1 protein-coding gene (only partly in view) is annotated in these 15,557 nt (G+C 72.1%); it reads left to right on the top strand.

Annotation, left to right across the window (positions count from 1 at the left end; all coding sequences use genetic code 11):
- Positions 1-15,557: the final stretch of a WXG100-like domain-containing protein gene (locus tag LTT66_RS07540; RefSeq protein ID WP_233065481.1), read on the top strand. It extends 20,920 nt beyond the left edge of the window; 15,557 of the gene's 36,477 nt are visible here — the last part of the coding sequence; its start codon lies beyond the left edge, outside the window; its stop codon occupies positions 15,555-15,557.

Raw genomic sequence — 15,557 nt, 5'->3', positions numbered from 1 at the left:
CGAAGGTGTTCGTCGCGGAGACCGGCGACCGGTTCACGCCTGTGACCGGCGCCGAGGCGCCCGAAACGTCCCTGCGGCACACCCTGGTGGTCGAGGATGTGCTCGCCGACCGGGTCTGGGTAGACGTCGACGCGTCCGGTGCGGTGCGGTTGCGGCACGAGCAGACCGATCCGCGCGACGTCTGGTCCGAGGCAGACGGCGGCTGGATGCGGGAGCGGAAGCCGGGGCAGGTCGGCGCCGAGCGTGCACCGGACCGTCCCGTCGGCGACGAGCCGGCACCGGCCGACCACTTGACCGCCAGGGTCGACCGCGTGCTGCGGGTGCTGGACGGCGACAACCTGCGCGTCTACGCGAACATGCGCGGCGAGCGGGTGCGTGGCGGCGGCAATTCCGTGGGCCGCTGGGCGATGGGCGTCATCGACCGGCTCGGCGTCGATCTCCGGTTCACGTTCGATGACACACCGACCGCGCGTGACGGCAGACAGGTGCTGCGGTCCGACGCCGGGTACGTCCCGTCGGCTGCTGTCATCGTGCTGCACCAGAATGCCTCGACGATCGAACTCGCCGAGGCGATCGTCCACGCGGCAGCCATGGCCGAGCAGGCGCGGGCCGGTACCGGGCCGCTCGATCGGCTCACCATGTCGCGGGACGAGTACATCGGCACCATGCTCGACCGTCAGGCCGAGGCGCACGCCAGGGCCTTCGAATTCGCCCGGGTGCGCGAGATGCGCCAGCGGTACGAGATCAGCGCGGACGACCTCACCGCCGACGAGCCGCGCACCACCGAGCACGACGACCGGCTGCGCCGGACCTTCGACGAGGCGCGCAAGAAGGCACGCAAGATCGCCGCGCGTGCCTATCGCGGCAACTCCTCGGTCCGGTCGCCGATGCTCGACGCCGCGGCGTTCCGGGCCGCGGTGCGGGACGTGCGTGCCGCGCTGGTCGAGCAGGGGCCGCTGATCGACGGCGTCGACTACGCCACCTATTACGCCCGGGAATGGGACCGCGCCAACGGGTTCACCGCCGCCGACTTGGAGCACGCTCCCAATTCGAACAGGGCGGACTCGCCCGAGCTGCGGCGCATGCGCACCGGTGATTTCGCGGTGGAACTCGAAACACTACGCGTGCTGCGGGATTCGGGACGTTTCGTCCCGGTCGGGCCCGCCGAGACCGCCTACACCCAGGCCTACGACCGGGCATACCGGAAGGCGACGAACGCCGACGACGGCGTGCCGCCCGAGCGGCGCGCGATGGACGCCGGGCTGGCGGCTCTGCGCAGGTACGTGGACAAGGTCGGCCTGCCCGAGGCCGAGATCGTCATGGAAGTGGCCCGCTCCGCGGCGGACAACCATGAGGAGTACCAGCCGTTTCCGATGGCCGACGATCCGGCGGCGCCCGCCCGGGTCGCCGCCGCCGAGGTCTCCGACGCGGCGGCGGCGCGGCGCGCGATCAACGCCCTGCTCGATCGCGATCCCACCGGCGTCCGCCTGACCGAACGCATCGCGCTGGTGTCCGGTGAGCGGGGCGGGCACCGGCTGGTCGTCGCGGCGGAGCGGGGCGGGCATATCGACGCGTTGCGCGAACTGTCCGTGCGAAATTCGGCATACGCCGACGTGCTGTGGAGCGGCACTCATCGCCTCGAGTACCTGGCGGTCTCGCCGGGGGAGGCCGATGCACCCGCCCGCTGGCTCTCCTCGCGCGAAGCGGAGGGACCGTATCGTGCGCCGGACCGCCACGAGACGATGAAGCAGTTCCTGGCGCAGTATCTGCGCTATCGGGTGGCCCGGCACACCGATCTCGGCTTCGAGGCATGGCTGCGCCAGCTCGGTCCGGAGATGTTCTACACCAAGAAGGACGAGCGGGACGTTGCCGGGAGCGAGGCCTACGAGGGCAGGCAGAACAAGGGCACGTTGCGGCACGACGCACTGACGAACTTCCGCACCGAACCGGAGGTCGGCGAACCGCATCCGGCGGTGGTGGCGCACCGGCTGGCCACCAGGCAGGTGCCGTTGGGCGGCAGCGGACGGGGCGTGTCGTGGCCGCGGACCACGCTGGGCTCGATCGAGATCGCGGACTATTCGTTCGGCATCGTGCTGGAAGCCGATGGCAGCGGCGGGTGGCGGGTGCCCGCCCCGAACGGGGACGGCAGCCTCGACGACGCACTGGCCATGCTGTTCCACGGCATGTCCGACACCAGCGTCAAGAAACTGGTCAAGCGGATCACCCGGCTGCTCGACGACGGCGGGGCGGACCTGATCCGGCGCGAACCCCGGGGACCGCTGCGGCGGGTGGCCGATCGGCTGTCCTTCGGGTCGCGCGACGATGGCGCGCGCGCGATCGACGCGGGCGAAAGGGACCACAACGCACCGCAATTCGATCCGCCGCGGCCGCCCGATCGCGACGAAGGCCGCCGCGCCGAGGCCGACCGGCGGCAGGCGGTGCTCGACCGGCTGGCCGCGCAGAACCGGGCCGCGGTGCGCGAACGCGATGCCGCCCGCGCGGCGGGCGATCCGGACCGGCTGGCCAGGGCGCAGGAGCGCGTCGAGCGGCTGGACCGGGCGATGGCGACGGCCCTGGAACGTGACGCGCTGCTGCGCGCCGATGCCCGGCCGATCACCGATCGTGTCGGCATCCTCGCGGGGGAGCCCCCGATGGTGCTGGTGGTGAATCTCGGCGGCACGGATTCCCCTCGCGCGCTGGCCGATGCCGCGGCCCGGTATCCGGAGGTGGCGGAGGCGCTCGACCGGGGCGCCCGGCCGCGTGAGTTGCGGGTCGACACGGACGGCACGATCAGGGTCGTGCCGATCGCCCCCCGCGCGGACGCGACCGACTCCGGAACCGCCGAGCCGGACCGCACCGCGAGCGGGCATCGGACCGATGTCCCGGCCGAGCCGGGCGGCGCGGACACCGCACAGCTCGTCTCCGGCGCCGGCGGCGCGGAAAAGCCGCCCACCACACCATCTTCGGCTGACGAATCCGGCGACGAGCCGGGTCCGCGGTCGGACTGGTACTTCCAGATGCGGATCGAACAGGCCGACTGGGAAGCGGACATGGCCGCCGACCACGCCGCCTGGCTGCGCGAGCTGGCCGACGACCGCCCGGATGACCGGTGGGCGCGATTGCGCGCCGAACAGGCGGAATGGAACGCCCGGATGGCCGCCGACCGCGCGGCCTGGCTGCGGCTGGAGCAGGCGCAGCACGAGGCATGGACGGCCGCCGTCGAGGCGGATCGGTTGCGGCGCGCCGCCGACGCCGACCGCGACGATCCGTGGGCCGAACTCCGCGCGCAACAAGCGGAATGGGACGCCCGGATGGCGGAGGACCGGGCGCAGTGGTTGCGCAGGTTGTACACGCCGATCGGGACCGCGCCACAGCATGATTCGGGCGCGGGCATACCGGACTCGGCGTCCCCGGCGCGGACCGGCCCCGCTGCATCAGCCGATTCGCCCGCCACTCCGAAACCCAGCACACCACCGCGCAGCGCGGACGAGGCGCGGACCGGCGATACGTCCGGCGTCCCGGGATCGGTCACCGATATCGCGGAGCCGGGCACTCCACCGCGCAGCGCGGATGAATCGCGGACCGGCGATGCCGATGCGTCCGGCGTCCCGGGATCGGTCACCGATATCGCGGAGCCGGGCACTCCACCGCGCAGCGCGGATGAATCGCGGACCGGCGATGCCGATGCGTCCGGCGTCCCGGGATCGGTCACCGATATCGCGGAGCCGGGCACTCCACCGCGCAGCGCGGACGAGGCGCGGACCGGCCGTGCCGATGCGTTCGACCTCGCGTCATCCGCCGCCGACACCCCGGAACCCGGTACATCGCCGCGCGCGGCGGACGAGTCGCGGGCCGGCGATGCCGATGGTTCCGATGACCCGCGGGACCGGATGTCCCCCGAGACCAGGGCGGAATACGACCGGCTCGCGGCGGAACTCGAGCAGGCGCAGGCCCACCGGGACGAATTGCGCCGGCAGCGCGACGACCTCGCCGGGCGGCTCCCGATCGACGGCGCCGACGACTGGGCGGCCCTGCGCCCCGGACCGGACGGCCTGGACCGGACGCTCGAGGACCTGCGCGGCCGGACCATGGCGGTCACCGAGATGCCGGAACGGCGCGCCCGCATCGACGCGCTGGAACAGGCCGCGCGGGACTTCGCCGACGCCGACGCCGAAGTCGCGCGGCTGGAGACGGAACTGGCGAATCTGGAGCTGTCCACCACCCCGCTGGGCGAATACGACCGGCTCGTGCAGCAGCGTCAGAAGCTGACCCGTGAACGCGAGTTCTGGCGGGCCAAGCGCGACGACCGGGCCGCGCGCTGCGACTTCTGGGGTGACAACGTCAACCTGGACGAGTCGGCCCTGCGCGGGGATCAGTTGGAAGCCACCGTCCTCCAGCTGTACGAAGCCGCGAACGTGCGGACGATCGATGACATCGGCGGCCTCGACGACGCGCCGCACACCGACCGCGTCGCGCCGGAGCCGCTGGAGCTCGAGCATCGCAGGCGGGTGATCGAGAAGCTCGCGGCGGCCGCCGAGCAGGTCAACCAGCTCGATGAGCGGATCGACCAGGTGGACCGGCAGATCGATGAGTTGCGCAGGGCCGGCGTGGGAGTGGAACGATCCCGCCCGCAGGACGTGATCGACGCGCTGGAAGAGCTGGCCCAGCAGCGAGCCGACGCGCTGCGCGAGGTCAAGCCGCTGCGTCACGAGCGCGACGACCTCGCCGCCCGCCTGGGCCTGCTGGATTCGGAGGGGCGGGTCGATCAGGCCGCCTGTGAGCCGGACCGGCTGGACCGGACCGTCGCCGACCTGCGCGCCGCGGTCCGCGACGGGCTCGCCGACGGAACACTCTCCGACGACGCGGCCGCAGCTCGCCGGCGCGACATCGACGCACTCGACGCCGTCGCGCGGGAGGTGAACGACGCGCACAACGCGATCGGCCGCATCCAGGACGACATGGCCAGGGTGGCGGGCGCGTACCGCGACCTCGTCGAACGCGGCGGGGGCCGGATGGTGACCGACCGAGTCGGCATCGTCGACGGCGAACGACCGCGCGTCATCGTGTTCGGTCCCCGCCCCGGCCCGGGCGCCCCGCGCGCCGACCACGACGCCGCGCTGGCCGACGCCTTGCGCCGCAGCTCCGAGGTGGCGCAGGCGATCGTGCGGCCGGAGACCACCGTCGAATACCGGCGGGTGCTCGCCGACCGCGCGGACAACGTGCGGGTGGAGGAGATGGATCCGCCCGAGATCGAACGGTTGAGCACCGGATGGATCGGCGGCCGCCGCCTGGATATCACCTCCTGGCGCGACGCCGACGGCGTCCGGCACCACGTCGACCCGACCCGGCCGGACTGGGAGTTCGGGCGCGACCGCGGCGAGCTGCCCAAGAAGTTCACGCCGAAGGATCCGCCGGACGGCGTCAGCGGGTGGGCGATGGAGGACGTCGTCAACGACATCACCCTGCCGACCGACGACGTTCCGCCGGGCAAAGTCCCGGAGAGCACCCTGCCGGTGCACATGCCACAGGCGCCTTCGCAATACGACACGTCGGGTGTGGACCCCAACGATCTGTTCAGCCAGCACTGGGGCGCGGATTCCTACAACGTGGTCCGCCTGCTGCTGATGGCGGCGCAGGTGCCCAAGCATCCCGCGGTGAAGGCGTGGATCCAGCGTCATCCGGAGATCGGCGAGTGGGTGCAGGCGCGGCCGTGGCTGCAGCACCTGCCGCCGTTCGGCACGGTCTTCCGCAACTATGCGTGGTTCGCCCCGCCGCAGCGCAACATTCAGCCGATGCATCGGCCGTGGAACGCCGCGGATCATGTGCCGCCGGGTGACCGGGTCGACATCCCGGAGGGCTTGCAGCGCGAATGGGACCGCGACATCGCGGCCTGGCAGCGGGTCCAGGACTGGGCGAACGCGGAATACCAGCGCTTCCTCGCCGACGACACCGATCTCGACGGGATCGCCGACGGCATCGAACGTCATCGCCGCGCCGAGCAGGAAACCCGCGCACGCGAGGTGGTGGACATCGTCGCTCGGCAGCTGGTCCAGCGGCAGCCGGGCATCGATCCGCTGGGCGACGTCGACGCCCAGCTGAGGCGCATCCACGACGAAATCGACCGGTTCGCGGGCGAACTCGCGGACCGGTTCGCCGCGGACGATCCCGACGCCGTCCGCGACACCGTCGAAGACATTCGCGAACTGCTGGCGGGCGGAGGCGATCCCGACCGGATCACGGCCGCGCTGGCCGAGCACATGCGCGTCGACGCGCCGACATTCACGCGCGAGGAGCTGGCGCAGATCAAGAGCCACCTGATGATCGACGAGCATCGGGTGCGCGACCACGCAGACCCACACGGCCGGTACGTGCACACCCGGATGGATCGCCTCGCCGATGTCGCCGAGGCGTGGAACCGCCTGATCGACGGCGCACCGCTGCCACAGGACTTCGTGCTGCTCGGTGACATGCTCGCCGAGGCCCGATTCCTCGCCGCCAACCCCGGGGCGAGCTGGCAGCAGGCCAACGCCCACGCGATCGCGCTCGGCTTCCACTGGGACGCCGACCGCCCGCCACTGACCGGATGGCGCGCGGGCATCCCGTACGCTCCGGCTCCCCTCCCGCCGAACCGGGGCTACCTGCCGCCCGCGCCGGGCGCACTGGGCGCGACACCGCCACGGCCGACCGGTGGTCCCGCCGGTGGCGCGGACCGCCGCCTGCCCATCGGGGAGCAGACACGTTCGCAGGACGAGGCCGAGTCCGCGTTTCCGGAGACCAGCGCCGATGGTGGTGTGCGGAAGCCTTCGGGGGATCAGTCGGCCTCGGTGCGTCAGGATGAGTCCGACGGGCCAGGTGACGGTGAGCAGGGTGTGCCGAGCGCCGATGGTGGTGTGCGGAAGCCTCCGGAGGTTCCGTCGGCCGCAGTGCGTCAGGATGGGTCCGGCGAGGGCGAGCGCGGTGTGCCGAGCGCCGACGGTGGTGCGCAGAAGCCTCCGGAGGATCCACCGGCCACCGCGCGTCAGGATGAGCCCGACGAGCCCGACGAGCCGGGTGATGGCGAGCGAACCGTGCTGGAGGAGTCCCGGGTCGTGCCTCCCGGGAGCGAATCGCGCGCGGCGCCCGGCAGCGCACGCCAGGGCGGGGCAGGTGACCGTGCGCAGGACGCGCCGGACTCGCAAGCCGCTGCGCGTCCGGAAGACGAGCAGGGTGAAGCCGAACAGCCGCAGTCCCATCCGCCGGTCGAACCCGGACCGTCTCCGTCCGCGCGAGACGATGCGCACCGAGCGCTCGCCGAACTCGATGAGTTGCACCGTCGAATCGACCAGCAGCTCGATGATCTGTTGCGCCGGGCGAGTGCGGATCTGGACCGCAGCCGGCAGCGCGCCCTCGACCGTCTCGCCGAACTCGAAGACGCTCTTGCGCGGCGGTTCGATGACTTGTCCGCGCAACTGGGTACCGACCAGGGTGCGGTGGCCGAAGGCGCGACGCCGCTCGAATCGCCTGCCCCGGCCCGCCCCGACGCGGAGCCGGAGCACTCGCCCGACGCGGCGCTCGAGCGCATCCGCGACGAGTTCGATGACGCGGCCCGCCGCACCGACCAGCGATTCGACGAGCTGCTGCGTGACACGCTCGCCCAGCTCGACAGGATCGCGGCGGACCTCGATCAGCGCTTCGACGCCGCCGTCGCCCGACTCGACCAGCCGTCCGCCGGGCCGGACGATTCTCCCGAGTCCCAGGCACTGGACGAGCTGCACGCGCGCCTGCTGACGGAGCTGGACGAGATCCACCGCCGCGCCACGGACCGCCTCGCCGAACTCGAACGCGAACTCGACGGACCCACCGCCGACCCGATCGATCCGAATACGCAGCCTGCGCCGCCACCCGGTGAACCCGTCACGGGAAGTGCTACGCGCAGGGTGGACCCGAGTTCGCGTGCAGCTGACGGCGCCGTCGAAGGACCGGCGCGTACCGGGGCCGATGCCGAGCCCGCGCGGCCGTCCGCCCAGCGGGATGCGGCTGCGCGCGAATTGGCCGATGCCCAAGACGATCTCGCGGATGCTCGGCGTGGGTTGCCGGTGAACGACGAGGATCTGACGCGGGCTGCGCTGGATGACGCGCTCGATGGTCTGCGTTCGCGCACGCTGCGGGTGGATGAGCAAGGGCCGTGGCTGAACCGGGTTGCGGAGCTCGAGCGTGCCGCTCGGCGTGGGTTCGATGCCGAGGACGAACTCTCCCGGCTGGATGACGCCCTCGCGCAGGCCACGGGGGCCGCCGAGCCGTCCTCGAATGCGGATGTGCAAGAACCGGTTTCCGGTGCGGACGACGATGATCCCGCTCGAGCTGCCGGGCGTGCCGGGCAGTCCTCTGAGGACCCAGGTGCGGACGCGGTTCCGCATGTGGCGGATGCTGGCGCCGGGCAGCCGACGCGTGCCGAGGCCGGTGCTGAGCGGGAACGCTCGGCCGACGAGGCGGATGCACGCGAGTCGGACCTGCGGGCCGAAGGCGACGTGGGTGGCAACCCGCCGTCCGGACCGCCGACTCCGCCCGCGAACGCGGAGCCGCCTACCGGTGGTCGCCCGGAAGGCCGCCGACGCACGGGGAATCCCGTGCGTGATGTGGTCGAGTTCCTGAGGGAACAGCGCGATTGGCCCAACCAGCGCGAGGCCGGTCCGCTCACCGAGGCCGAGGCCGAGCACGTCCGCCTGCTGGCCGAGGCACTGGGTCTCGGCGAGACGTTCACCGTGCTGCGCGATCCGCTGGCGGCCCTGGCGGAACTCGCCGAACTCGCCAGAGCGCGCGGGTTCCTCGATGACGCCGACGGCCCTCGCATGCGCTACCCGGACGACTTCGAGCCCCTCACCAGCGACGAACGCTACGGCGACGAACAGTTCTGGCTGGCCGAGGCACCCGACGACGGCCTGCGCGAGGTCCGCGACGACCTGCGCCGCGCGGGCCTGCCGATCGAGCAACCGCGTCCACCGCAACTGCCCGCGGCTCCCACCGGCCCCGGCTCCCTTCCCCCCGCGGAGCCCGTCGGCCGGGTCACGTCCGCCGATCCCTCCGACCCTGCTCCCGCCGGGCCGGAACACCCCTCTGCGCAGCGAGATGCGGTGTCAGGGGAGTCGGTGGACGCGCAGGTCGGCCGTGCGGAGACTCGGCGTGGCGAGTCTGTACATCCGTCCGCGCAGCGGGACGCGGCGCTGCGCGAGTTGGCGGATGCGCGGGCTGATCTCGCGGATGCTCGGCGTGGGTTGCCGGTGAACGATGAGGATCTGACGCGGGCTGCGTTGGATGATGCGCTCGACGCTCTGCGTTCGCGGACGATGCGGGTGGATGAGCAGGGGCCGTGGCAGGACCGGGTTGCGGAGCTGGAGCGCGCCGCTCGGCGCGTATTCGATGCCGAGGACGAAGTGGCCCGGCTGGATGACGCCCTCGCACAGCCGACCCGGCCGGCCGAGTCGAATGATTCCGGCCGAGAACCGGAATCGGGCCAGGGCCCGCATGCGGCCGAAGGAGCGGCCCGCTCCGGGGAGGCGCCGGCATCTCGCGCCCCGCGCCCCGAACCCATCGACCGGACCCGCGACCGGCTCGCGCGCCGCTTCGCCCTCGACGAGGCCGATCTTTCGCCGGAGAACCTTGGTGCGACCATCGCCGACCTGCGTTACCGGAACCTGTTGCGGGCGGGCATGGTCGAGGCGCTGGCCGCGGCGACCGAGCGGGCCCGCGACACGGTTCACCCCGACCTGCGCGCACAGGCGACGGCGACTCGCGACACCTGGGCGCGGCGGCTCCGCCTCGATCCCGCGGACCTCGACCGCGATCCGGACGCGACGGTGGCGCGGGCCCGCGCCGCGGTGCGCCGCGACGCGGAAGCCATCGCCGACCTCGCCGACGCCGTTCGAGCGGCGCGCAGCCGGACCGGCGCCGAGCCGCCCGAGCCGGGCGAAACCCGCCGCTACACCCTCGAGGTCGACGACGAGCGGGTGCCCGCGCGGCTGGTCGCCGACGAGAACGGCGGCTGGCGGGTCGAGGTACCCGAACGTTTCGACCCGCCCGAGCCCGCGGACACCAACGTGCCCGCACCACGGCAACCGGAGCGGCCGATGTCGCGGTTGCGTCGCCTCTGGGAGGCGTTGAAGGCCGGATTCCGTGGTCAGAACCCGAAGTACCCGTCCGGCTCCGGCGTCGACAGCGCGGGCCAGTCGCTGCTCGGCCACGAAGCGGGGCTGCCGCTCACCAAGCACTACGATCCGACACCCACGCCGGGCGACGAATACGACGTGCTGCAGACCAAGTTCAACCCCGCCCGCATCCTCAAGGAAGCCGTCACCATGTGGCGGAAGCGGGAACTCATCCCGCTGCTGAAGCGCCTGACCTCCCGGGTCGCCGGCCGGGCCGCCGAGTACGACACACCGACCGCCCGCGACGGCGAGGAGTACCGGTACTGGCTGGAGGAGGCCGATCCGGAGCTGGTGCGCCGGGAACTCGGTGTCGAACTCGCGGATTTGAAGCGACAGGCCGAAGACGCGGCCCGTGCGCTCCCGGCGCCGGAGACCAGACCGGAACCGACCGACGGCGAGACGCCCGACACCACCATGGATCAGTCGATGCGACCCGGCGAAGAGCTGCCCGCCAGCACCGGTGAGCTCGCGGACTGGCTGCACGAGCTGTCGGAGGCATCGGCCCGGCGCCAGGAACTGGCCGACGTCCTGGCGGCCGCGGCCGATGCCCTCGGCATCGACCTCGGAGAGCCGAACGCCGAGAACGTCCGCCGGGCTGTCGATCTGCTGCGGTACCAGCAGGTCCGCCGGATCGGTTCGCTCACCGGCCTCGCCGAGGCGTCCCGCCGGTACAACGCCGAACACGAGCGGATCCCCTTCAGCGAGGAGATCGGCTTCTTCGACGCCAACCCGATGAACCGGTTCCTGGGTGAGGTCGTGCGCGCCTTCGGCGGCAATCCCACCCTGCTGAACTGGGAGGGCGTCAACAACGGTGGCGAGCCGAGTCGCGAGTGGGGCGACCTCTACGACACCGACCAGCCGGGACAGGACCAGGGTCTGCGCGCGTTCTTCGAGAATGCGCTGCGCCGCGACCAGATCATGGACGAGCGCTCCGTGTGGGCGCAGCTGCTCGGCACCGATCTGCATGCGCTCGACCCGAATCAGCTGGCGGACACGCTCGCCGAGGAGATGGACCGCATCCGCGAGCACGCGCGCGGCCTGGCCGGCTTCCTCGCCGACGCCGAGGACTTCTTGCTGGCCGACGCCGAGGTGGACGAGCTCACCGGCCTGATCGGCGATATGGCCGGGCGGGAGTGGGTGCTCACGCAGGGCGGTGTACTGCTCGAGGACGGCACCGGGCTCGGCTTGGTCCCCGGCGAGCCGGGCGGGCCGATGCGCTTGGTGGTCGTAAACGGCAGGCTCGACCACGATCGGGTCATCGCCGACGCGCTCGCGGAGTACCCCCGCCTCGCCGAGGCCGTGAACGAGGGCATCGTCGAGGTCCACTACCTGATCAGCGACGTGCAGCCGGGGCGTCCGCTGCCCGAGGGCGGTTTCACCCCGGAACGGATAGCGATCGTCGACGGCGGGGCTACCCAGGTGCGTCACTTCACCGGTGCGGTCGAGGGACGCAGGCTCGAAGCGACGGTGGTGAACGACGGCGACGGCTGGCGCGTCGTGCCCGACGCTCCGGTGGACCCCGACGCGCTCCCCGCCGAGGCGCCGGAGTCGTTGTCGCGGGAGGAGATCGGCACCGCCATCGATGAGCTCACCGCGCGCCTCGGCATCACCGAAGCCGAGCTGGGTTCCCCGCAGCTGCTCGCCGAACGGCTCGCGGTGCTGCGTGACGAGAACGCGATTCGCGCGGGACAGATCGAGGCGATCATCGACTACGCGCGCACAGCCTGGGATATCGACACCTACCACCAGGTCGGCGACGCGCGAAACCTGCTGGCGCACCGGCTCGGCCTCGAGCCCGCGGAGATGACACCGCGGCGTCTCGCCGAGACGATCGCGGACACCGACACCCGCAACGCGCTGCGTCAACAGCGGGCCGAGGCGCTGGTCAAGTACGCGAAGCTGTTGCGCGGCATGGACCCGGACGCGATCGACGCCGCCGACGACCGTCTGGTCCGGCGCCTCGACGCCCTGCCGGGAACAGTGCGGATCACCGGCATAGCGCAGCTCGGCGAGGTGATCGCCAATCTGTCGCAGCGGCCGAACCTGCACCCGAACCTGATCGACGCGCTCACCGGCTATGCAGACGCTCTTGCCGCGGTGGACGTGTTCGATCCGGACACCCACGGCGATCGGGCGATCGATCCCCGCGTGTCGGATATCGAATTCCCGATGCACGACAAAGCCGTTCGCCATCTGCTGGACGTCATCGGCGATGTCGCCCACCTCACCGAGGCCCCCGCCCGCCTCGGCATGCTCGACGGCGAGACCGGCATCCCGCCCGGCCCGGACCGCGGAGCCAGCCGCGACTTCGCGCGGCTGGTAGGCGTGGACCTCACCGACGCGGGCCCCGAACGGTGGGCCGAGGTCTACGAGGTCTACCGCGACGGCAAACTCGACCAGCACGAGCGACTGACCCCCGCCCAGCTCGCCGAGGTACAGGCCGAGCTGCGCGCGGAAGTCGTCCAGCGCGCGGCGGACATCGCAGCCCTCACCGACCTCGTCCAGCGCGCCGCCCGCGCCGACCTGGAGCACCTGTCCGCCCAACGAGACGCGGCGGCGCGCGAAGCAGCGAACGCGCGGGCTGATCTCGCGGATGCGCGCCGTGGTCTGCCGGTGAACGACGAGGACCTGACGCCGGATGCGTTGGACGATGTGCTCGACAGGCTGCGCGGGCGCACGATGCAAGTCGATGAGCAGGGTCCGTGGCAGAACCGGGTCGCGGAGTTGGAACGCGCCGCACGCCGCGTGTTCGATGCCGACACCGAATCGGCTCGATTGGACGACGCCCTCGAGCAGGCCACCCGAGCCGCCGATCCGCCCGCGAGCGGTCGAACCCGAGAGCAGGATTCGCCTGCCTCGGAGGCAGCGGCCCAGGAGTCGGCACGTGCCACCGCCGAAGCTGAACTGGAACGCCTGGCCGCCCAACGGGTTACGGCAGCACAACAGTTGGCGATTGCGCGGGCGGATCTCGCGGATGCTCGCCGTGGTCTGCCGGTGAACGATGGGGATCTGACGCGGGGTGCGTTGGATGACGTGCTGGACGAGTTGCGTGGACGCACGATGCGGGTCGATGAGCAGGGGCCGTGGCAGGAGCGGCTCGCTGGCCTCGAGCATGCCGCCCGGCGCGTGTTCGATGCCGAGGAGGAAGTGGCTCGGCTGGATGACGCCCTCGCGCAGGTCATCCGGGAAGCCGACCAGCCCTCGAACGACCGAGCACAAGAACCGGTGGTGCGTTCGGCCGAGGAGTCCGCGCGTGCGGAGGCGGATGCGGAGCGCACGCGTTTGTCCGCTGCGCGGGATGCGGCGCTGCGCGAATTGGCCGATGCGCGGGCTGATCTCGCGGATGCTCGGCGTGGGTTGCCGGTGAACGATGAGGATCTGACGCGGGCTGCGTTGGACGACGCGCTCGATGCTCTGCGTTCGCGCACGATGCGGGTGGATGAGCAAGGTCCCTGGCAGGATCGGATTGCGGAGCTGGAGCGTGCCGCTCGGCGTGTGTTCGATGCCGAGAACGAACTCGTCCGCGCCGAAAAAGCGGTGCATGACGCCGATCCCGCAGGTGAGGATCAGGCTGAGGCCGCTGCGCGTTTGTCCGCTCAGCGGGATACGGCAGCGCGGCAGTTGGCCGACGCGCAGGCGGAACTGGCGGATGCTCGGCGTGGGTTGCCGGTGAACGATGAGGATCTGACGCGGGATGCGTTGGACGACGCGCTCGACGCTCTGCGTTCGCGGACGATGCGGGTGGATGAGCAGGGGCCGTGGCAGGACCGGGTTGCGGAGCTGGAGCGTGCCGCTCGGCGTTTACTCGATGCCGAGAACGAGCTAGCCCAGGCCGAAGATATGGTGCGCCAAGCCGATCGGGAGCACTCCCCATATCGTTCTCCGCAGGAGGGGGAGCCCGGCTCGCGGGCGGCTCGCGGTGGTGCGGAAAGGACTGGGGAGACGCCGCGTCCGGAGGGTGACGGTGGCGAGGATTCGTCGGAGAGTGGGGCTCGGGCGAATCGCGACGGTGACGAGGAGCCGTCGGGTGGTGCCCGTTCGACCCGCGACGGTGATTCGGAGCCGCCCGAGGATCCGTCGGCTTCGGGCCGCGTGCGTTCCCGTCGCATGCCGCCGAATTGGGCGTTGCGCTCGCACATTCCGCATCCGCCGAAGGACTACGAGTTCGAGATGCCGGGTCCGTTCCACAACGAGGTGGAGCCGTGGCCCGTCCCGCTGCCGCAGCCAGAACCTCCACAGCCGCCGAATCCCCCGCAGCCGCCGAGCCCGCCGCAGCCGCCAGTCCCGCCGCCCCCGCAACCGCCGGTGCCGCCGGTACCGCCGCTGCCCCCACAACCGCCGGTGCCGCCGAACCCGCCGTCGCCTGTGGACCCGCCGCAGCCGCCGTCGCCGCCGGTTCCGCCGGTACCGCCGTCGCCTCCGGTACCGCCGTCGCCGCCGGTTCCGCCGACGCCTCCGGACCCGCCGTCGCCTCCGGTGCCTCCGGAACCACCGACGCCTCCGGTGCCTCCAGTTCCACCGGTGCCTCCGGTACCGCCGGTTCCACCGACGCCCCCGACGCAGCCGCAGCCGCCGGTTCCTCCCACGCCCCCGGCTCCGCCGGTACCCCAAGTGCCGCCCGGCCCGCCGACACCTAACGAGCCGAGGCCGCCGTACCCGACGACGCCTCCGGGGCCACCGCCGTACCCGACGACGTCTCCGGAACCACTGCCGCCGTACCCGACGACCCCGCCCCCGTATCCGTCGGCGCCAACTCCGGGACCGTCCGCACCGCCGTATCCGGGACCACCCGCACCGCCGCCCCCACCAGGTTGGCCGGGTCACCCGGACGGCCGGGGCTACCCCGACGGCACGGTCCCGCCGGTGCCGCCCGGCATGCCCATGCCTCCTCCGATCCCGCCCGGAATGCCGATGCCCCCACCGCCGGGCAACGGCCGACGCACCGACCACCGCGGCCCGAACGGAAACGGGCAGCGGGGCCGGGATCCCGGGCAGACTCTCTTCGTCCGTCCGTTCGCAGGCTTCGGTGTGCCCGCCGAGTTCGACCCGGTGACCGGCGCGCTACGTGCCAACCCGTCGGAGGCGGGCCCGCCCAGCGGCGTCTACGGTGAACTCGGCGGGGTGCCGGTGGTGTTCTATCGACACGGCGGCGGGCTCACCCTGCGAGTCGGTGATCGCACGATCGACCTCGCCGGGCCGGTCAGCGTCGAATGGGGCACCGTCGGGTGGCGGACCACCCGGTTCGCGGTGCTCGTCGACGGTGCCGTCTTCTGCGAGCTGACCTATCGCTCGGTGCCGGAGGAGATGGACATCGGTGCGCTGGTGCGGGCCGTGGTCGCCGATCCGGTGCGGCGCACCGAGATCTTCGCCGGATGA

It is taken from the genome of Nocardia gipuzkoensis, from assembly GCF_021183645.1.
GTDB lineage: Bacteria > Actinomycetota > Actinomycetes > Mycobacteriales > Mycobacteriaceae > Nocardia > Nocardia abscessus.
This window is presented reverse-complemented; position numbering and strand designations above follow the sequence as displayed.